Below are 20,359 nucleotides of genomic sequence, written 5' to 3' on the forward strand. Positions count from 1 at the left end.
ACGGAGGGGGACCAGGCTCCCACGGCAACGATTCTGAGCGGGATGTCTTGAGCACCGGCGGGGCGCTTCGGGGGCGGCGGTCGGGGGAGGGAGCGGTGGGGGATGGCTACCGGGACGGGAAGCGGGCCGGAGGCGGAGTCGGGCGGAGCCGATGGCGACGGCGATGACATCGTTGCCGGAAGGGGTGCTGGAGGAGGTGCCGGTGCGGTTGCGGGGCCGGTGAAGCGGAGCGGCGGAGGCGGTGAACGCCCCGTCTGGTCACGGGACTTCGCCCTGTTCTTCGTGGCCCGCGCCGTCGCCCGGCTCGGCGACACCATGCTGCCCGTGGCCCTCGCCGCCGGCCTCCTGGAACACGGATACGGCGCGGGCGCGGTCGGCCTCGCCATGGCCTCTACGGCCGCCGCCTTCGCGGGACTTGTGGTGTTCGGCGGGGTGATCGCGGACCGGTTCAGCACCCGCAAGCTGATGATCGGCGCCGACCTGGTACGCCTCGGCACCCAGTCCCTCGCCGCGGCGCTCTTCTTCACCGGCCATGTCGTGCTCTGGGAGATCTGCGCGATCGGCTTCGTCAACGGCGTGGCGGGCGCGGTGTTCCAGCCCGGCGTGGCGAGCACCGTGCCGAGACTCGCCTCCGACATCCAGGGCGCGAACGGCGCGATACGCATCGCCGAGTCCGCCGCCCAACTCGCGGGCCCGGCCGTGGCGGGCCTGCTCGTCGGATTCACCTCGCCCGGCGGCGTGTTCGCGGCCCACGCCGCCACCTACGCGGTGAGCGCCCTCTGCCTCCTGCTGCTCCGGCTGCCCCCGCTCGCACCGGGCAGCCGCGAGCCCGGGCACGGGTCGGGCGCCTTCAAGGCCGATCTGGTCGAGGGGTGGCGGGAGTTCAGAGCACGCACGTGGCTCTGGGGAGTCATCGCCGTCTGGTGCTTGTACATGATCGCCGTATGGGGCCCGACCGTTCCGCTCGTGGCGACCGAGGTGGTGCAACAGCACGGCCCACGCGCCTACGGCCTGGTCAACTCGGCCCTCGGCGCGGGCACCGTCGTGGGCGGACTGCTGGCCCTGCGGCTGCGCCCCCGCCGTATGCTGCGCGCCGGTGCGATCGCCCTCTTCGCCTTCGCCGGGTTCCCGGCGACCGTCGGAGCGGGACTCGGCGTACCGGCCATGGCGGCCGGCGCAGCTGTCGCCGGGGTGGGGATGTCCTTCTGGGGCGTGATGTGGGCGACCAGTGTCCAGACCCAGGTTCCACCGGACGTCCTCAACCGCATCCACGCGTACGACGTGGCGGGCTCCCTCGCGATGATGCCGGTCGGCCAGGCCTTGGCGGGCCCCGCCGCCGCGGCCCTCGGCGCCGACCACGTGCTCCTCGTCGCGGGCGCGATGAGCTTCGTGGTGCCGATCTCGCTGCTCCTGGTGCCTGCCATACGCGGGCTGGTACGGGCCGACGCGATACCGGTCGGCCCGAGCGGGGCGAGTGCCCCCAGCGGGGCGGCGATACGTGAACGGGCGTGCCCGCAGGAGAGTTGACGGCGACGGGCACGGTGGGTGTACGTGCGGGTGGCGGTGCGGGCGTTGTCGTACGGCGCGGCCTCAGCCCCGCGCCGCCACCTGCCCGCCTCCTCCTTCCACGAAGTCGCCGATCCGCTCGCGCAGCGTCCGCGCGTCGAGGCCGTGGGCGGTGAGGTGTTCGGCGACGGTGCCGTAGCGCCGGAGTTCGGCCTTGCCGACGCCCAGGCCGAGCACGCGATGGGGTACGTCGGCGAGTGCGTCGTTCGCGGCTGCTGTCGAGGTGCCCGCCAGATACGGCTCGACGAGGACGACGTCCGTCCCGGCTTCGCGCGTGGCGGCGCGCAACGCGTCCGCGTCGAAGGGCCGGACGGTCGTGGCGTACAGGACGGTGACGTCGAGGCCCTCCGTCGCGGTGAGGACGGTGTCGAGCATCGGTCCGACGGCGACGACCACACCGGAGCGGCCCTCGCGGATGGTGAGGAAGTGGGCGCCGTCGACCGGGAGGGCCTCCGCGTTCGACTGGACGGAGAGTCGTACGTACACCTTGTCGTCGCCCGCGGCGACCGCGTGCCGCAGCAGCGTCTCGGCCTCGTCCGGGTGGCCCGGCACGTGCACGGTCCAGCCGTCCAGGGTGTCGAGGAGGGCCACGTCGCCCGGAGCCATGTGCGTGAACCCGCCGGCCGGCCAGTCGTAGGAGGCCGCCGCGCTCACCAGGACCGCGCCGACGTCCTGGTGTCCGAGGTCCAGCTTGACCTGCTCGAAGGGCCGCTCGACGAGGAAACTCGCGAAGGTGTGCACGACCGGACGCATCCCGGTCAGGGCGAGTCCCGCGCCCGCCCCGACGAGGAGCTGCTCGCGGATGCCGACGTTGATCACCCGGTCGGGGTGCCGGAGCCGGGCGTCCGCGAAGCCGTCCTTGCCGATCTCGGCGAGCACGACCGCGACCCGCGGGTCCTCGTCGAGCAGCCGGGAGACGACCGGGGCGAGACGGTCACGCATGGTGTCCATGGAGAGCCTTTCTCGATGCGCTGGTGATGGGGAGGGACGATCAGGCGGACTTCGGCTCCACCCGGGCCACGACCACATGCGGTCGGCCGGGGTGCGGCGCGGTGAAGGCGGCGTGCAGCGCTTCGTGGTCGCGGCCGTCGACCGTCACCGCGGACCAGCCCGCGGCCTCGAAACGGGCGGCGATACCGCCGGGCCGGGCATGGCTGGCGGAGGAGTTGTCGACGACGACGGTGTGCAGCCGGTCCAGTCCGGACGGCCCGGCGAAGGCGATGGCCTCGTGGTTGCTGCCCTCGTCCAGTTCGGCGTCCCCGACCAGCACCCAGACCCGCGGTTCGATACGCCCCTGGGCACGCAGCCCGAGTGCCGTCCCGACGGCGATCGGCAGCCCGTGCCCCAGCGACCCGCTGCCGATCTCGGCGCCCGGCACCAGCACCCGGTCAGGATGGTGCCCGAGCGGCGAGTCGTAGGAGCCGAAGTCCGGGAGCCACTCCACCGGGACGAATCCCTTGGCGGCCAGCACGGCGTAGTAGGCCATGGGCCCGTGCCCCTTGGACAGCAGGAACCGGTCCCGCTCGGGGTCGTCCATCCGCTCCGGGCCGACCCGTAGCACCCGGTCGTAGAGCACCCACAGCACGTCCAGCGTCGAGGTCGCCGCCGGGCCGTGCTTCTCGTCGCCGGTCATCAGCCCCATGAGTCGGGGCAGGTCGCCGTGCGTGTACAGGCGGCTGTGTTCCGTGGTGGTCGTCGTCATGCGGACGATCGTGCAACCTCAACCAAACTTCAGGTCAAGCGGCGCGGGGGGAGTCGGGCGGAGGCGACCCAGGGCCCCGAATAAAGGCGTGCGCGATCACCGACGCGAGTGCGGTATTGTTTCCATGCGCGTTCAACCAGGGGAAACCCCAGGTCAGACGGGCAGCGGGACGTGGCGCAGCTTGGTAGCGCACTTGACTGGGGGTCAAGGGGTCGCAGGTTCAAATCCTGTCGTCCCGACTTTTCGAAGTCGCAGGTCAGAGGCCGTTTCAGAGGAGATCTGAAGCGGCCTCTTGGTCATTCCTGGGGGCCGTTTGGGGATCAGGGCGCTTGACGGGGGCTGTGGCGCGCCTCGACCCGGTCAAGGCGCGCCACAGCGCGGTCGGTAAGGCGCACAGCGGGCGGTTCGTGGAGGCGTCGCTGTCTTTCCGATGACGCACCATGCGGAGTGCGTTGCCATTCTTGAACCGGTCGTGAAGAGTTCCCTACCCCGATCTGATGGAGCGCCTGTCGTACTACTCGGAGCCTGGAGGAAGGCGGACGAGCGGGTGGCCGTGCTGATGCTGGCATGTGCGCCGGAGTCATTGCAGCGGGTCCTGCAAATGACCGGCGTCGATCAGGTCCTGCGGTCTGCGCGACCGTCACGGATGCAGAAGCCGTCTCCGGCTGAGCCACCCCATCCACAGCACGTTCAACGAGGTCGGGGGGTGACGAGGCTGGCTGGTGCTCCACCGGGTGCTGGACGGCCGGTTGAGGCTGAGGGCGTGGTCGCGCCGTCCGTCCGGTTGCCGCTGCGGATGGCCTGTGCCGCACCAGGGGCCGGTTTGCGTAACAGTTCCGGAATGCCGGCAGTTTATCCGGTGTCAGCGTCCTAGGCTGAGAACAGCCCTTCGGTATTCCTGGATGCGCCGAGAGGGATCATCCCGCAGCGGAGCGAGCCTGCGGCGCACCCACAAGCGCCGGGCTTGCCTTCCTCTCCCGCGGGGAAGTCGCCGACAGCCCGGCCTGTGCCTCCGGGCAACTTCGAGGCCGGACTGGTCCACGCCTCCGGCCGCCTGGATGGAGTGCTCCAGCGGCTTCGGGGCAGCCGCCTGGAAGAGGCACGCGGGCCGCCGTCCGAACGGCGGCCCGCCGACCGTTCAGTCGCAACGCCTCGTAGTACGGAACTCCGTACGTGCCACAACAGGACGTACACCGACCGCACCACGCGGCCGACTGGCCCATTCTCGATCGTGATGGCCGGCCGACCGTGGTCACAGTGGCTGTGACGTCCACGGGCAAGCGGCCATTTCATCTGAGGGCTCCACAGGTCACGGGTTCGATGGTGCACGAGTTGCCCCCCACCTGTGCCCGAGAAGCAGTCAGCGGCAGGGCCCGTCATTGTCGGCTCCTTTCCCGGGCCGGTGCTTAAGAAAAGCGGTGAACACGCTGGCCGTATAGTCCCTGCCGCAGTAGAGGATGACGGAGGCTTCCGGTCGGCCAGGGGCTGCGGGAAGCCCTGGTGTCACGACGTGCCGAATCCTGACCATGAGGAGTGACGATCCGCATGCCGCACGCGACGACGCCCGATGGGGTCGGTATCGCCTATCAGGTCCAAGGCGAGGGGGCGCCACCGCTGGTCCTGCTGGCGGGCCAGGCGAACAACCACCACTGGTGGGACGGGGTCCGCGATGATTTCCACGTCGACCGCAGCACCATCACGCTCGATTACCGCGGCACGGGGGAGAGTGACAAGCCCGACGAGCCCTACAGCACCGAGCTCTTTGCCCTGGACGTGATCGCGGTGCTCGACCACCTCGGTGTCGACCGGGCCGATGTGTATGGCACGTCCATGGGAGGTCGCGTGGCCCAGCAGCTCGCAGCCTGCCATCCTGACCGGGTGCGCGCTCTGGTGCTGGGGTGCACGTCGCCCGGCGGGCCGCACGCCGTCGAACGCACCAACGACGTGCGCAGGTCGCTGGTGCAGCCGCAACCGGGTGCGGCGCGGCAGGCTCTGCTGGAGCTGATGTACACCCCCGCCTGGCTGGCGGCGAACCCCGGCCCGTTCCAGACGCTCGGTGACCCGGGGATGCCCGCCCATGCGCAACGACGCCACCTGGCGGCCGGCAACCGGCACGACGCGTGGCAGCTCCTGCCGAGCATCGGCGCACCCACCCTGGTCGTCCATGGCACCGACGACCTGCTCAATCCCGCAGCCAACGCTCCCCTGCTCACGGACCGTATCCCCGGCGCGCGGCAGCACATGATCCCGGGAGCGCGGCACGCCTATTTCGAGGAGTACCGCGCTGTCGCGAGCCCGCTCGTCCTGGATTTCCTCACCACGAGCCGGACCACCTCCTGAGGATCGCCGCAACCGGCCTCGCGGCCTTGCCGTCCGATTGCGGAGCGCCGCCTGTCCACCTGGTCTGACATGGTGTCAAATGCCATGCGACGAGTGCGTGGAGTGCTGTCTCAGGCCCTCAGGTCGGGGGATCCGCGTGTCTCGTTCTACCGGGGGTGCCGGATGGGGGATCGGGCAGGTCGTTGGCCGTTGGTGGGACGCGGGCCGGAGCTGGACGCTTTCGCCGCAGCGTTGACGGACGGGGAATGCCGGGGGTTCGTGGTGGGCGGGCCGGCCGGGGTGGGCAAGTCCCGGCTGGGTGAGGAGTGCCTGGGCCGGGCCGCGGGGAAGGGTTTGCGGGTGGGTCGGGCCGCGGCGAGTGCCGCGGCGGGTGCGGTGCCGCTGGGGGCGATCGCGCATCTGCTGCCCGCGGGGGTGGACCTGTCCGACCCGGTGGCAGGGTTCGCTGCGGTTGCCAGGGGGCTGGCCGCGGAGCCGGGGCGGCAGTGGGTGCTGTTCGTCGACGACATGCATCTGCTGGACGCCTCCTCGGCCGTACTGCTGCGGCAGTTGATGGACACCGGCGCGCTCCTGCTGATCGGCACCGTGCGCACCGGTGAGCCGTACGGGGACGCTGTCGCGGCGCTGCGGGGAGGGGACTCGGTGTACCGGGTCGATCTGACCGTACTGAGCCCGCAGCAGGTCGATGCGCTGTTGCAGGCTGCGCTCGGCAGACCGGTCGCGCGAAGAACCCTGCACGAGTTGTCGGCCGCGAGCGGAGGAAACGTGCTGTACCTGCGCGAACTCGTCCTCGGTGCCCTCGCCACCGGGAATCTGACCGAGGACGGGGAGATCTGGCACCTGGTCGACGAACGGTTACCCGGCACCGCACGGCTGACCGAGATGATCTCGACGCGGCTGGCCGCCGCCGACCCCGCGGGACGCCCCGTACTCGAACTGCTGGCGCTGTGCGAGCCGTTGTCCCTGACGTACGCCGAAGCCCTCGCCCCACCGCAGGTGATCGCGGCCCTGGAGCAGGCGGGGCTGATCCGGGTCGCCCAGGACCGTCGGCGTACGACGGTGTCGCTGGCCCATCCCCTGTACGGCGAGGTGCTGCGCGCCGGACTGCCGCTGCTGCGGCGCCGTGCCCTGCTCCTGGACCAGGCCGCCCGCGTCCAGGCGCGCGGCGCCCGCCGACGTGGCGATCTGCTGCACATCGCCACCTGGCAACTGGCCGCCACCGGCACCGCCGACCCGACGCTTCTCGCCCAGGCCGCCGTACTGGCCCGGCACGCCCACGACTTACCCCAGACCGTCGCCCTCCTGAAAGCCCTGCCGGAAGAGCACCGGACCACCGCCACTGATCTGCGGCTCGGCGAGGCCCTGTTCGAGTTGGGCCGCTGGCAGCAGGCCGAGGCGACGCTCGCCGAGGCCAACGCCCTGGCCGTGGACGATCAGGACAAGCTCGCGGTCGCCCTGGTCCGGACGACGAGCCTGTTGTGGAGCAACGCCCCCGTCGCCGAGGCGCTCGCGGTCAACGACGCCGCCCGCGCCCAGCTCAGCAGCCCGGCCGACCGCCGCAAGCTCACGATCAACGAGGGCTTCCTGCGGGTCGTGGGCGGGCGACCGTCTGAGGGGCTGGCCCTGCTGGAGGATCTGGAGACCGACGTCGGCGACGCCCCCGACCTCAACGCCTGGCTGCGCGGCGCCTGGATGAAACCCGCCGCGCTGGCCCTGGTGGGCCGTACCGCCGAGGCCACCACCTGGGCCCGGCGCGCCCACGACGCGCACCGGCGGGTCCAAGAACACGCCCTCGCCGCCCACCCCGCCTTCCAGCGCATCCCGCTCGTCCTCGCGCTCACCGAAGCCGGTGCTCCGGCGGCCGAGATCTGCCGGGTGGGCGAGCCGGCCTACGCCGAACTCACCGCGGCCGGTTCCCGGGTGCGGATCTGGCTGGCCGTCCTCCTCGGCCGCGCCCACTGGCTGGCCGGACACCCCGTGACCGCCCGCCGCTGGTGGGCCGAGGCCGCCACCGTGTCCCGCGGCATCGACCATGCGATGGCGTTGCGGCCGGTGCTCGGCGGGCTCGCCGCGTGTGCGGCCGTACTGGGAGATCTCGACGCGGCCGAGGCGACGCTCACCGAGCACCGCGCGCTGCCGCCCGTGGAACCGGGTCTGTTGTCCGCAGGGGAGGAATTCCTGGGTGAAGCATGGCTGTTGGCCGCCCGTGGACACCTGAGGCGGGCCTGTTCCGTGCTCGTGGGTGCCGCGGCCACCGCCCGCGGGACCGGTCATGTCACCGGTGAGGCGCTGCTGCTGACCGATGTCGCCCGGCTCGGCGGAGCCGAACAGGTCACGGGTCGGCTCACCGCGCTCGCCCGGAGCTGCGACGGGGAACTCGCCCCCGCCCGCGTTCAGTTGGTGACGGCGCTGGCCGTCGACGACCCCGAGCGGCTCCTCCGGGCCGCCGACGCGTGCCAGGCCGTCGGTGCGGATCTGCTCGCCGCCGAGGCGTCCACCGCCGCCGCCGCGGCCGCCTGGCGCAGGGTGGGCCGGCCCCGCCGTGCCTCAGCAGCCGCCCACCGGGCCGCCACAGCCGGGGCCCGCTGCGAAGGCGCCCGTACGCCTCTGCTTGCCGTCGCCCAGGTCACCGCTGTGCTCACCACCCGCGAACGTGAGATCGCCTTGCTCGCCGCGGGCGGCAACACCAGCCAGGACATCGCCCGATCCCTGACCCTGTCCGTGCGCACCGTCGACAACCACCTCCAGCACGCCTATACGAAACTCGGCGTCACCACCCGGCGCGAACTGGCCCAGACCTTCGGGACTTCGTCACCCGGCGCACGTCCGCATCGTCCGTTGTAGACCACGACGCGTACCCTCCCACGCCCGTTCGGGCTCGATCTTCATCGCTCCTCGTCACGGACCACCGCGCCCCTCCCGCGGCTCTGCGCTGTGCCGAGACACATCAGGCCACGGCAGCGCCGCCCTCCGACACGACGACGCACGGCAGTGGCCGCGTCCGGGCAGCAGGGCCGGCCCGGCGGCTCGATGACCTGGGCGCGACGGACCGACGGCCTCCGGACACGGATGAGTACCGGTTACTCATGCCATGCCACGGTGGCACGGGCAATCTCTCGCATGGCGGCAACCTCGGTCTCCACGACGTTCGTTCAACGCTCCGGGGGCAGGGGCACGGGTCACCGGCCGCCGCGCTGACGGCAGCCGTATCGCGGGGTTCGCAGGGCACAGCGGTCCGGTGGCGTGCCTACTCAAATGAAGGAGACGCAATGGGGAATTCCCGCAGAGGCATACTCGCGGCGGCCGGGGCCGGAGTGATGGCAGCCGCCATCGACGTGGCCGGGCTGCGCAGCCCCGCCGGCGCCGCGACTCGGTCGGCCACCGGCGCCGCGCCCGATACCGCGCTCGCTTCCGCACCGCTGCTCGGCCCTAGGACCACGCCGATCACCGCGTTCGCCACCAGCTCCGATCGCATCGACGTGCTCGCCGTCGCCTCCGACGGGCGGATCGTGTCGACGTACTGGTCCGATGCGGGGGGTTGGGCCGGTGGTTGGTTCGGTATTTCCGGGGGTGTCGCGTCGCCCGGGTCGACGGTCACGGCGGTCTCGCGTGTCAGCACCCATCTGGACTTGTTCTCGGTGGGTACGGACAACGGGGTCTACAGCGCGTACTGGGACGAATCAACCGGCTGGTCCGGCTGGTTCGGCTTGTCCTCGGCGGCTTTTCCAGGTGGTCAGATCGGCGTCGTCAACCGCCTTCCCGACCATCTCGACCTGTTCACCGCCAGCGGCGAATCCCGCGACTACGGGTTGGTGGACACACTGCGGTGGGACGCGGCCGACAGCTGGCTGCTGCCCTGGTCTCCAGTGACAGGTCCTGACCCGCCGCTGACCGTCGGCATCGGCAGGAGCTCCGGGCCGTGTCGGCGACCACACCGGATGGCGACCAGCGCGAGGGCGCCCGGCTCCGCGCGCAGACAGAGGGGGAACCAACGTGATGAATTCCCGGTCCAAACGACGCAGCATGCTCGCGCTCGTCACCGCCGCACTGGCGGTGCTGACCATCACACTGACCGGCACACCCGCGCAGGCCACAAGCGGCGTCTCGATACACGTCTGGCACTCGAGCCACTGCCTCGACAACGACACCAGCAACTACGCGAGACTCGTCATGTACTCGTGCACCGGTAACCCTCAGCAGGTTTGGTACGAGGGGTACAACAGCCAGACCGGCCAGTTCACGTTCCTCAACCAGAACACGGGACGGTGCATCACCGCGCCGACCTCTGGGGGCGGGACGGTCACGATGGCGTACTGCGATGCGTCCGCGGTCAACCAGCAGTGGAACCTTTACGCCGTAGGCCCCGTCTCGGATTGGTACGCCGTCTGGCAGAGCGCGTCGACCGGGCTCTGCCTCACAACGGACAGCGTGGCAAACGGCACCCTCCCGTATGTGGGCACCTGCGATCCCTCCCACCAGTACGACGACTGGGCGGAGGGATAGCCATCGCTCCTGCCAAGCCGGGTGTGCCCACGGTCTTCGGGCACACCCGGAACCATCCGGGGGACCGTCACTGTGACGGCTCCCCGGACCGTTTCTCAGCTCATTGGTCGGCGAAGTCGCGCTTGAGACACCAGTGTTGGGGCGGGTGGAGAGTGAGGCGGTGAAGCCGCCGAAGGAGTGGCCGAACATGCCGACCTTGTCGAGACTCCACCCGCGCCTTCCCAGCTCGTCGAGGACGAACCGGGCATCGCCGAGGCGCGCTTCGGCCGCCTTGCAAGTGGGGTGCCGGGTATGAAGCGCACTGCACGAGGGTCATTCAGAGGTGTCGGAGCCTTGCGCATCACGCTGAATCTCTGGAGGATCTGGAGAGTTGACGCTCCATCAGATAGTTCCGGCCGGGCATCTTCCTGGGAGGAGTTCCATGGTGCCGGACACCACCGAGACAACCAGCGGCGAGGCCACGTTCCCGTTCCCGCCGGGACCTCATGGCAGTCCGCCCGGCGCGTACGAGAGCAGACGACGTGGCTGCCCACTGGCACCCGTGGTATTGCCCAGCGGCGACGAAGTCCTCCTGGCCACCACTTATGACGATGTGCGAGAGGTCTACGCGGACCCGCGCTTCAGCCGGAACCTGCGTTACGCCGGCGCTCCGCGCATGCTGCCTGACGCCGACTTCTCCGACGATCCGAACGCACTGGTCAACATGGACCCGCCGGATCATGCCCGGCTTCGGCGCATAGTGCAGGCGGCGTTCACTCCCCGGAGATCGGAGAGTTGGCGGCCCCGGATCCAAGCTGTCGCAGACCAACTGCTCACGGAGACGCATGGCGGGTCGCGTCCGGCGGACCTGATGGCCGTCTTCGCCTTTCCGCTACCGATCAACATCATCTGCGAATTGCTCGGTGTCCCGGCTGAGGACAGTCCTTACTTCCGCAGCTGGTCGGACACATTCCTGTCCACCAGCACCGCTTCCGCACCGGAGCGTTCGAAGACCGCCGCGGAGTTCATCACCTACATCGATGACCTCATCGCCGCGCGCCGCAGAAACCCAGGCGAAGATCTGCTGGACGACCTCATCAACGCACACGACGAGAACGACCGGCTCAGCTCGGACGAACTGGCCCGCATGGTACGGGGGTTGATTGTTGCGGGCCACGAGACCACCGGCAACGTCATCGGCCGCGGCATCCTCGCTCTCCTGCGGCATCCGAACCAACTTGCCGCAGTTCGCCACGATCCAGGACTCGTGCCTATCGCCGTAGAAGAGATCCTTCGCATGGAAGTCCCAGGCCACGGAGGGCTGTTGCGAGTGGCAACCGAAACCGTGTCGCTTCCCTCAGGGGCCACCGTTGAACAAGGCCAAGGTGTTCTCGCCCCTGTCGTGGCCGCGAACTTCGATCCGCGGCATTTTCCTGACCCCGATACGTTCGATATCCGCCGCGCCGACGACAAGCACCTCGCCTTCGGGCATGGCCCTCATTACTGCCTCGGAGCCAACCTTGCTCGTGTTGAGTTGCAAGTGGCCATCAGTTCGGTGATTCGGGAATTTCCTACCCTCGCACTCGCGGGTGCAGCGCAGGATCTCGCCTGGACCAACGGAAGTCGGGTGTGCGGTCTTTTGAGCCTCCCTGTCACCTGGTAGCGGAGAACTTGTGGGTCAGATTTGAAGGCCCGTCGGTGCAGAACTGACGGGCCTTCTCGGCTTGAGCGTGGGCTGAAAGAGCAGTTCCGGGCTGGGCGGCTGCAGCGGTGGTGATGTGCGTATTCGGTGCGCGTGAGGGATTTCCGTTCGACGTTGCATATGCGGCTGTCCATGTCGACATCTTTTTCTTCCTGTCCATTTTCTCGCCACCGAAGCGCCGACAGGCCCGCAAGCCGGATGGCGTCGCTGTCGTCGGGACGGACCCGAGAAGTAGCCTTCACTCCGCAGTACTGAGCGATCCGCTGGTGCTGCTCCAGGATCCAGGCCACGTCGAAGGCAAGTGGTGTTCCACCAGATCGCGAGCGCACCACCCTGACGCAGGACCCGCAGCGCCTCCGGGACCGAGCGGGTGGTGTCGGTCCACTGCCAGGACTGTGCGTAGGCGAGGAGGTCCTGGGAGGCGTCCGCGAGGGGGAGGGCGTTGCCGTCACCTCTGACGATCGGTACATCCGGGAGCACAGTGTGGAACTTGGCGGCCATGGTGTCGCCGGGCTCAACAGCGGTCACGTCAGCCCCGCGCCTGATCCAGCAGAGCAGTGGCGATTCCGGTGCCCGCGCCGATATCGGTGTCACGGGCACGCGCCAGGGGACGGCTCGCGAGCTGTTCGATGCAATCGAAGAGCGCGGGAGGATACGAAGGCCGGCTGGCCGCGTACTGGTCAGCCGCCGCGTTGAACGAATGGGCGCGTGAGCTGGTGGTCATCCGACATCATCCCCCAGCCCCACCAGCTACCCGCCACGGTGATCGTTTCCGGTCAGAGCACTGGAGAAGGTGCTCGCGGGATCGCCCGTGCGTCGTTCATGATCTACCACGAGGAGGCGAGCGGAGACAGCGACGGTCCCCCGTGCAGTGGTGCCGGGCCGGTCGCGAGTTCGCCGTCTCGCTGCGCTGCTGCGACCCGGCACAGGTTGCTCGGACGGCTTCCCCATGTGCCGGGGACGGCCGTGCGGCCGTCCCCGGCACCGAGATGGTCACGGCTTGCGCGCGACCGCCCCGTACATCGCGATGTCCTCATCGCGTATGTTCTGTTCGCCCGTGCCGTCCGGGTGCCACTTGTGGACCTGGACGATGCCGGGTTCGACCAGCTCCAGCCCGGCGAAGAACTCGTGGGCCTCGTCGATGGTGCGCAGCCGCATCGGCATGTCGCGGGCCGCGTACTCGCGGGCGACGCGGCCCACTTCCTGCGGCGCGAACTCGGCGGTGCCGATCGACATCGCGAGGTAACTGCCCGAGGGGAGAGGCTCCAGCAGGCGCCGTACGACGCCCACCGCGTCGTCCGCGTCGAGCATGAAGTGCACGATGGCGATCACCGTCAGCGCCACCGGCCGGGAGAGGTCCAGGGTCTCGCGCAGCTCCGGCGCGTCGAGGATCGTGGACGGTTCACGGAAGTCGGCCTCGATGTACGACGTCCTGCCCTCGGCCGTGCTGGAGAGCAGCCCCTGGGAGAGGGTGAGGACGATGGGGTCGTTGTCGACGTAGACCACCCGTGACTCCGGAGCCACCTGCTGGGCGATCTCGTGCAGGTTCGGGGAGGTGGGGATGCCGGTGCCGACGTCCAGGAACTGGCGCACGCCCGCCTCCTCGGCGAGCCAGCGCACGGCCCTGTTCATCCAGTCCCGGTTGGCGCGCATGTGGATCGGGAGCGCGGGCCACTCCCGGGACATGGCGTCGCCCGCCTCCTTGTCGGCGGGGTAGTAGTCCTTCCCGCCCATGATGTAGTCGTAGATCCGCGCGGAGTGCGCGTGTTCGGTGTCGATGCGGTCGGCCGGCCATCCGTTGTCGGGCAACGCCGTGTCTCCCATGCGAGTTGAAGGTTCGGGATGAACGCTCAGTAAAAACAATGGGGGTTCACAGAAGGAAGTCGGCGTCACCCGCCTTCACGCCCGTGACGAAGCTCGTCATCTCGCGGGGTGTGAAAACCAGCGCCGGGCCGTCGGGGTCGGTCGACTGACGTACGGCGACGCGTCCGTCGGCGAGCTTCTTCACTTCCACGCAGGCGCCCCCGGCGTCGTCGCTCCACGGCTTGGTCCAGCCGCGTGCGCCCAGGTTCCGGGACGGTATGCCGTTGCGTATGTGGTGGTGCACGTCAGAGCTCCTTGCGAATCGCACCGAGGAGGGCCTCGGTCTTGCGGGCGGGCGCCGCCTGGGCACCCAGCCGGTCCAGAGCCTCGCGATACACCACGACGTCGTCGCCCTTGTCCAGATAGACAGCGCCCACCAGGCCGTTGAGATAGACGACGTCGGGCAGTTCGGGCGCCCGGAACCGGAAGAGGTGGAACGCCCCGGCTCGCATGGCCGGGTGCGGGCCGTTGGCGAACGGCATGATCTGCAGAGTCACATGAGGCAGCCGGTTGACCTCGATCAAGTGGTCGATCTGGGCGCGCATCACAGCGGCACCCCCGACCGGCCACCTCAGCACCGTCTCGTCCATCACGACCCACACCCGCGGCGGCGCTTCGCGGGTCAGCAGTTCCTGGCGGCGCATGCGAAGGGCGACCCGGCGCTCCGTGGCCTCGGTGGGGGCGTGCGGGTTGCCCGCGCCGAGCAGGGCCCGTGCGTACTCCTCGGTCTGCAGCAGCCCGTGGACGAACTCGTTCTCGTAGGCGCGGACCTGCAGCGCTGCCTGCTCCAGGCTCAGATACGCGGCGAACCAGTCCGGCATGACGTCGCGGTACGTGTGCCACCAGCCGCGCTTGCTGGCCTCGCGGACCGACTTCAGGAAGGTGTCGATCTCCTGACGGTCCGTCACCCCATAGACCTGCAGCAGCTTTTCAGCGTCCGCCAGGCGCAGCCGGGCCACCTTGGCGGCCTCCATCCGGCGGATCGTGGAGTGGCTGACACCGATGGCCGCGCCCGCCTCCTCGTACGTGAGTCCTGCGCGGGTCCGCAGTTCCTCCAGCTGGCGGCCGAGGATCATGCGCAGGACGGAGGGGACGCCGCCCCAGTCGGTCTCTGCGGTCACGGTCTACCTCCCTTGCGCCTCCAGCTCCGGGCGGCAGTCTGGCAGGGTTTCGCTCTTCACCGACTCTTTCGATCACTTCCTGGCGGAAGCAGCATGCACTTCGCGACATGCAATTTTCAACTTGCCGGTTGCGATGGGTTGTTGGCAGGTGCCACAGTGAGCATGTCGTCACAGCTCGTCGAAGAGCGAGACGGCGCAGCCCAGTTGGGGGAAACAGGGTTGTGACCTGCGTTGGCCCGGCAGGGTCGCCATCCGCGCCTCGTGCGCGGCCGGTCGATGCGATACCGGCACCGCCCAGGGTGCGAAGGCACACGAAAGGCGTACGGCGATGGCTCCGCCCTCTGTCCCCCAGCCGTTGGACCGACCTCCCGGAGGCGAGCGCCCTGGCCGACTCCCTGGGCCCCAAGGCCCCGGCCGGCTCGTCTCCGGGAACCAACACCCCCGCCACAGCCATCTGTTCGGCCTGCCGGCGACCCCGGCGTCGGTCGGTCTGGCCCGCAGAACCGTGGAGGAACTGCTCATCGCGTGGGGCGTCCGCGAAGTCGTCCGGGACAACGCTGTCGTCGTGACCTCCGAACTCGTCACCAACGCGCTCACACACTCCGCGAGTGACTGGATCGTCTGCGAGGTGCGGAGCACGGACGGAGTCCTCCGGATCGAGGTCGAGGACCAGAACCGCGGTTCCACGCTCCCGGTACCCGGTCGGCCCGGCCCCGACGACCAGGGCGGGCGCGGTCTCCTGCTCGTCGCGGAGCTCAGCAGCGACTGGGGAACGGCGGACATCCCGCACCGGTCCGGGCGGATCGTCTGGGCCGAACTGGCCACGGACGCCGACGAACCTGTCCCGCCCTGACGCCCGCCTGGCCGGCCCCAGCTCCCCGCCCGGCCCATCCCCCCACTCGGCCGAAGGGTCCCTCCCATGTACCGATCGCGCAGCCGCGACCCGATCCCGTCCCCCTCCGAGCCGTTGGCTCACAGCTTCACTCCGCCCCCGAATCCCGCCGAGCCGCCGACGCACGACCGCATCCGGTCCGGACGCCTGGTGATCCCCGCGCCGTTACGCGCGAGCCTCGGATACGACGCCGTGGGCATGCCCCGGGAACACGGGGAACGCATCCTGGACCATCTGCGGCGTGTTGGCTGCGTCTTCGCCGACGCCCGGCGCTGGTGGTGGATCGTGCCGGCCGGCTCGCACATCGGCGTCATCTGGCCGCCGTCCATCAGCTATGCCATCGGCGCCCGGGTGGCCGACCCCTCCTGGACGAGCACCCGCCCGAAACCGGGCCTGGAGCATCCCCGCCTGATCCATTCCCCCGAGACCGGGCAGCCCTACACACCGCCGATACCCCTGTACTTCCTCACCTGCCGCGTCGCCGGCAGCACTCCGCTCTGGTCACTGGACGCGGCGAACTGACCAGCCGCATCCGGCAGTCGCGGCGATACGACTGAGGGGGGGTGCGGTATTCCTTGTTGTGCGAGAGGTGTGACCAGCGGCCCAGGGGAATTGACGTTGTTTCACATTCCCTTGGTTGGCAAGGTTTTGCATTCTTTTTCTTGGCCGTTGGCTGGCCGGGTGCGGGTTGAAATCGCGGACATCGATGGTTTATGAAATGGCCGGGGTGAGGGTGACGGTCTTGTACTCCACGTACTGTGCGAGCCCAACTGCCCCGTACTCGCGGCCGATTCCGCTGGCCTTGTAACCGCCGAAGGGGCCGTCGAAGGCGATGGGCGCCCCGTTCACGGTGACCGTGCCGGTGCGCAGGCGGCGGGCGACGGCGAGGGCGCGGGCCTGGTCGGCGGACCACACCCCGCCGGAGAGGCCGTACTCCGAGTCGTTGGCGATCCGGACGGCGTCGTCCTCGTCGTCGTAGGGGATGACGACGAGGACCGGTCCAAAGATCTCCTCCTGCGCGATCCGCATCGAGTTGTCCACGTCGGCGAAGACGGTCGGGGTGACGTAGTTGCCGCCTTCGAGGCCGGGCGGGACCTTGGGGCCGCCGGTGACGAGGCGGGCGCCCTCCTTGATGCCGAGTTCGATGTAGTCGCGTACACGCTGCTGTTGGTCGGGGCGGACCATCGGGCCGATGAACGTGTCGGGGTCGTTCGGGTCGCCGACCTTGAGGGACTCGACGAGGTTCTTGAGGGCGGTGACGATCTCGTCGTAGCGGCTGCGCGGTGCGAGGACGCGGGTCTGTGCGATACAGGCCTCGCCGTTGTTGAGCAGGGAGGCGAACTTCAGTCCCTGTACGGCCTGTTGGACGTCGGCGTCGTCCAGGATGACGGCGGCAGACTTGCCGCCCAACTCCAGGCTGACCCGCTTCAGTTGCTCGCCCGCGATGGACGCGATCCTGCGGCCGGCCCCGGTCGAGCCGGTGAACGCGATCTTGTCCACGTCGGGGTGCGACACGAGGTACTCGCTGGTCTCGCGGTCGGCGGGAAGGACGCTGATCACGCCCTCCGGCAGGCCGGACCGCTCCAGCAGTTCGGCGAGGAAGCCCATGCTGAGCGAGTTCTCGGGGGACACCTTGAGGACGACCGTGTTTCCGGCCAGCAGTGCGGGGATGACCTTGGCCAGGGCCGCGGAGAACGGGGAGTTCCACGGGATGACGGCGGCCACTACGCCGATGGGTTCGCGGCGCAGCACGCTTCGGGTGGGGGAGTCGGGGTCGGACGGCGTCAGGGTCTCCTCCCAGTCCAGTTCCTCGGCGGCCTTGAGGTAGGCGCCCGCCTGTCGGCCGAGCCCCGGTTGCCCGGCCAGCGTGAACCAGCCGGCCGAACCGTTCTCCGCCGAGATCAGCGCCGCGATCTTCTCGGCGTCGGCCTCGCGCAGGGCGTTCAGTCGTCGGATGACGGCGATGCGTTCCGCGGGTGCCGTGCGCGGCCAGGGGCCCTCGTCGAAGGCGGCGCGGGCGGCGGCCACCGCCCGGTCCACGTCGGCAGGGCGGGCCTGCGCGGCACGGCCGATCACCGTTCGGTCGTGCGGCGAGCGGATGTCGAGGAGTTCGGGGCTGCTTGGAGCGGTCCACGAACCCGCGATGAAGAGTCGGTCGTAGGTGATCATGTGCTCTCTCCTGGGGAGTTCAAGGGCGACCGGGTGCGACCATTTCCAGTAACTGTCACTTCAATGTAACACTTACCTGTGGCATCGCCCCAGGCGTGTGGTGATAGCGGGCTATACTTCGCTGCGTGAGAGCCGACGCCGTACGCAATCTCGAAGCCGTCCTGACGACCGGAGCGCGCATGCTCGCCGCCGATCCGGGCGCGAGCATCGCCGCCATCGCGGCCGAGGCCGGTGTCGACCGGCGGACCGTCTATCGGCGGTTCGCCTCCCGCGAGGAACTGCTGGCGGCCATCTATGAGGCTCGCGTCGAGGCCATCGAGCGGGCCGTCGAGGAGTCGAGGCTGCGCGAGGCTCCCGTCGCTGTCGCCCTGCACCGGTACGTCGAAGGGATCATCGGCGTCAATCGCAAGTGGCCCGTGGAGCTCACCCGGATGAAGGCCGACGAGACGATCCGCGGGAGGCGTGACGCCCTGATCCGCGAGGTTGACACCTTCCTGGAACGGTCCATCGGCGAGGGGCTGCTGTGCGCCAACACCCCTACCGCATGGGCGAGTTCACTGCTGCCGCAGCTCATGCACCTGGCCTCGCAGCAACTGCCCGAACTCACCGATGCCCAGGCCGCCGACATGGTCGTCGACACCTTTCTGCGGGGGCTCGGCGGCCGGTGACGTCAGCGGTGTGCGCCGGCCCGAATCCTTGACCCCCGTTCCGCCCTCCGTGATGCTGTGTTGCGGCACGCGCGAAGCGTGCCGTAATGAGCAACATTCTGCTCAGGTCTCCTACCAGCGGAGGAGTGGCCATGACGCATCAGGTCCGTGCTGTCGTCGCACGAGGCAAGGGTGCCCCCGTCAGCCTGGAGACGATCGTCGTCCCCGACCCAGGCCCGGGCGAGGCGCTGGTGAAGGTCGAGGCGTGCGGGGTCTGCCACACCGATCTGCACTATCGCGAGGGCGGTATCAACGACGACTTTCCGTTCCTGCTCGGGCACGAGGCCGCGGGCGTCGTGGAATCGGTGGGCGAGGGCGTCACCGATGTGGCCCCCGGCGACTTCGTGATCCTCAACTGGCGTGCCGTGTGCGGGAATTGCCGGGCCTGTCGACGCGGACGGCCGCAGTACTGCTTCAACACCCACAACGCCAAGCAGAAGATGACCCTCGCCTCGACCGGCCAGGAACTCTCCCCGGCCCTGGGCATCGGCGCCTTCGCCGACAAGACCCTGGTCGCCGCCGGACAGTGCACCAAGGTCGACCCGTCCGTCTCCCCGGCCGTCGCCGGGCTGTTGGGCTGTGGCGTCATGGCCGGCATTGGTGCGGCCATCAACACCGGCAACGTCGGACGCGGTGACACGGTCGCGGTGATCGGGTGCGGTGGTGTCGGTGACGCGGCGATCGCCGGGTCCCAACTCGCTGGTGCGGCGCGGATCATCGCCGTGGACATCGACGACCGCAAGCTGGAGAAGGCCCGCTCCATGGGGGCCACGCACACCGTCAACTCCAAGGCGAGCGACCCCGTCGAGGCCATCCGTGAACTCACCGGCGGCTTCGGTGCCGACGTCGTCATCGAGGCGGTCGGCCGCCCGGAGACGTACAAACAGGCCTTCTACGCGCGGGACTTGGCGGGCACGGTCGTCCTCGTAGGTGTCCCGACTCCGGAGATGAAGCTCGAACTCCCGCTCCTGGACGTCTTCGGGCGGGGCGGTTCACTCAAGTCGTCCTGGTACGGCGACTGCCTGCCCTCCCGTGACTTCCCGATGCTCATCGATCTGCATCAGCAAGGGCGCCTGGATCTGGACGCGTTCGTCACGGAGACCATCGCGCTGGAGGACGTCGAGAAGGCCTTCGAGCGGATGCACGGCGGCGACGTTCTGCGTTCGGTGGTGGAGCTGTGATGGCCGCCCGTATCGAACACCTCGTCACGGCAGGGCAGTTCACGCTCGACGGCGGCACCTGGGACGTCGACAACAACGTCTGGATCATCGGTGACGACCACGAGGTCGTCGTCATCGACGCCGCGCATGATGCCGACGTCATCGCGGAGGCGGTCGGCGACCGTCGACTCGTCGCCGTCATCTGTACCCACGCCCACAACGACCACATCGACGCGGCGCCCGACCTCGCCGACCGCACCGGCGCTCCGGTCCTGCTGCATGCCGACGACCTGCCTCTGTGGAAGCAGACCCACCCGGACCGGGCGCCCGACGGTGAACTGGCCGACGGGCAGGTCGTGGAGGTGGCGGGTGTCGAGGTGACCGTGCTGCACACGCCCGGGCACGCGCCCGGCGCCGTCTGTCTGTACCTGCCCGCGCTGAACGCCCTCTTCAGCGGGGACACGCTCTTCGCGGGCGGGCCGGGGGCCACGGGGCGGTCGTACTCCCACTTCCCGACCATCGTCGACTCGATCCGGGACCGGCTGCTCGGCCTGCCGGGGGACACCGTCGTATACACCGGGCATGGGGACACGACGACCGTCGGTGCCGAGGCTCCGCATCTTCAGGAGTGGATCGACCGCGGGTTCTGAGCTCT

The 20,359-nt window shown here is 69.5% G+C and carries 16 protein-coding genes, 1 tRNA gene and 1 pseudogene; 11 read left to right on the plus strand and 7 right to left on the minus strand.

Annotation, left to right across the window (positions count from 1 at the left end; genetic code table 11):
• Positions 1–219 precede the first annotated feature (219 nt).
• Positions 220–1,527 carry an MFS transporter gene (locus OG496_RS46555; RefSeq protein ID WP_405975194.1) on the plus strand — a complete coding sequence of 436 codons (1,308 nt, stop codon included), beginning with the start codon at positions 220–222 and terminating at the stop codon, positions 1,525–1,527.
• 63 nt (positions 1,528–1,590) lie between these two features.
• On the opposite strand, the gene OG496_RS46560 is transcribed toward OG496_RS46555, so the two are convergent.
• Both OG496_RS46560 and OG496_RS46565 read right to left on the minus strand, forming a co-directional pair.
• Positions 1,591–2,517: a transketolase family protein gene (locus tag OG496_RS46560; protein ID WP_405975195.1), complete on the minus strand. Its 927-nt coding sequence runs from the start codon at positions 2,515–2,517 to the stop codon at positions 1,591–1,593.
• 40 nt (positions 2,518–2,557) lie between these two features.
• On the minus strand, positions 2,558–3,268 hold the full coding sequence (locus tag OG496_RS46565) for a transketolase (protein WP_405975196.1): 711 nt from the start codon (positions 3,266–3,268) through the stop codon (positions 2,558–2,560).
• 165 nt (positions 3,269–3,433) lie between these two features.
• On the opposite strand from OG496_RS46565, the gene OG496_RS46570 reads away from it, so the two are divergent.
• From OG496_RS46570 to OG496_RS46590, 5 genes are all read left to right on the plus strand, one after another.
• A tRNA-Pro gene (locus tag OG496_RS46570) sits at positions 3,434–3,507 on the plus strand.
• A 1,306-nt stretch (positions 3,508–4,813) separates the two neighbouring features.
• Positions 4,814–5,608: an alpha/beta fold hydrolase gene (locus OG496_RS46575; protein ID WP_366492014.1), complete on the plus strand. Its 795-nt coding sequence runs from the start codon at positions 4,814–4,816 to the stop codon at positions 5,606–5,608.
• 192 nt (positions 5,609–5,800) lie between these two features.
• Positions 5,801–8,452, plus strand: a complete 2,652-nt coding sequence (locus OG496_RS46580; RefSeq protein WP_405975197.1) for a LuxR C-terminal-related transcriptional regulator — start codon at positions 5,801–5,803, stop codon at positions 8,450–8,452.
• Positions 8,453–9,604: 1,152 nt separating this feature from the next.
• Positions 9,605–10,111 carry an RICIN domain-containing protein gene (locus tag OG496_RS46585; protein ID WP_366492154.1) on the plus strand — a complete coding sequence of 169 codons (507 nt, stop codon included), beginning with the start codon at positions 9,605–9,607 and terminating at the stop codon, positions 10,109–10,111.
• Positions 10,112–10,532: 421 nt separating this feature from the next.
• The gene (locus tag OG496_RS46590) at positions 10,533–11,753 is read left to right on the plus strand and encodes a cytochrome P450 (protein ID WP_399388980.1); all 1,221 of its coding nucleotides are present in this window, start codon (positions 10,533–10,535) and stop codon (positions 11,751–11,753) included.
• A gap of 202 nt (positions 11,754–11,955) precedes the next feature.
• On the opposite strand, the pseudogene OG496_RS46595 reads toward OG496_RS46590, so the two are convergent.
• The 4 genes and pseudogenes from OG496_RS46595 to OG496_RS46610 all read right to left on the minus strand — a co-directional run.
• Positions 11,956–12,516, minus strand: a pseudogene (locus OG496_RS46595) (class I SAM-dependent methyltransferase); the annotation flags it as partial.
• Positions 12,517–12,785: 269 nt separating this feature from the next.
• A complete protein-coding gene (locus OG496_RS46600) occupies positions 12,786–13,601 on the minus strand; it encodes an SAM-dependent methyltransferase (protein ID WP_405976839.1) in 816 nt (271 codons plus the stop codon).
• A 61-nt stretch (positions 13,602–13,662) separates the two neighbouring features.
• On the minus strand, positions 13,663–13,899 hold the full coding sequence (locus OG496_RS46605; protein ID WP_366492011.1) for a DUF397 domain-containing protein: 237 nt from the start codon (positions 13,897–13,899) through the stop codon (positions 13,663–13,665).
• A gap of 1 nt (position 13,900) precedes the next feature.
• Positions 13,901–14,776 (minus strand): helix-turn-helix domain-containing protein, encoded by an 876-nt coding sequence (locus OG496_RS46610; protein WP_399388977.1) that lies wholly within the window; start codon positions 14,774–14,776, stop codon positions 13,901–13,903.
• A 328-nt stretch (positions 14,777–15,104) separates the two neighbouring features.
• Here OG496_RS46610 and OG496_RS46615 point away from each other — a divergent pair, with 328 nt between their 5' ends.
• Positions 15,105–15,629: an ATP-binding protein gene (locus tag OG496_RS46615; RefSeq protein ID WP_366492009.1), complete on the plus strand. Its 525-nt coding sequence runs from the start codon at positions 15,105–15,107 to the stop codon at positions 15,627–15,629.
• Between the two features lie 66 nt (positions 15,630–15,695).
• Positions 15,696–16,190, plus strand: coding sequence for a hypothetical protein (locus OG496_RS46620; RefSeq protein WP_405975198.1), 495 nt, complete (start codon positions 15,696–15,698; stop codon positions 16,188–16,190).
• A gap of 189 nt (positions 16,191–16,379) precedes the next feature.
• Here OG496_RS46620 and OG496_RS46625 read toward each other — a convergent pair whose 3' ends face one another.
• Positions 16,380–17,837 (minus strand): aldehyde dehydrogenase, encoded by a 1,458-nt coding sequence (locus OG496_RS46625; RefSeq protein ID WP_405975199.1) that lies wholly within the window; start codon positions 17,835–17,837, stop codon positions 16,380–16,382.
• Positions 17,838–18,016: 179 nt separating this feature from the next.
• On the opposite strand from OG496_RS46625, the gene OG496_RS46630 reads away from it, so the two are divergent.
• The 3 genes from OG496_RS46630 to OG496_RS46640 all read left to right on the plus strand — a co-directional run bounded on the left by OG496_RS46630 (position 18,017) and on the right by OG496_RS46640 (position 20,354).
• Positions 18,017–18,505 (plus strand): TetR/AcrR family transcriptional regulator, encoded by a 489-nt coding sequence (locus tag OG496_RS46630; protein ID WP_405976840.1) that lies wholly within the window; start codon positions 18,017–18,019, stop codon positions 18,503–18,505.
• A gap of 131 nt (positions 18,506–18,636) precedes the next feature.
• Positions 18,637–19,725, plus strand: a complete 1,089-nt coding sequence (locus OG496_RS46635; RefSeq protein WP_405975200.1) for an S-(hydroxymethyl)mycothiol dehydrogenase — start codon at positions 18,637–18,639, stop codon at positions 19,723–19,725.
• Positions 19,725–20,354 (plus strand): MBL fold metallo-hydrolase, encoded by a 630-nt coding sequence (locus OG496_RS46640; RefSeq protein ID WP_405975201.1) that lies wholly within the window; start codon positions 19,725–19,727, stop codon positions 20,352–20,354. Before OG496_RS46635 ends, OG496_RS46640 begins: the two co-directional genes overlap by 1 nt.
• The last annotated feature ends 5 nt before the right edge of the window (positions 20,355–20,359 follow it).

It is taken from the genome of Streptomyces sp. NBC_00988 (genome assembly GCF_045162645.1).
In the GTDB taxonomy this organism is placed as follows: domain Bacteria; phylum Actinomycetota; class Actinomycetes; order Streptomycetales; family Streptomycetaceae; genus Streptomyces.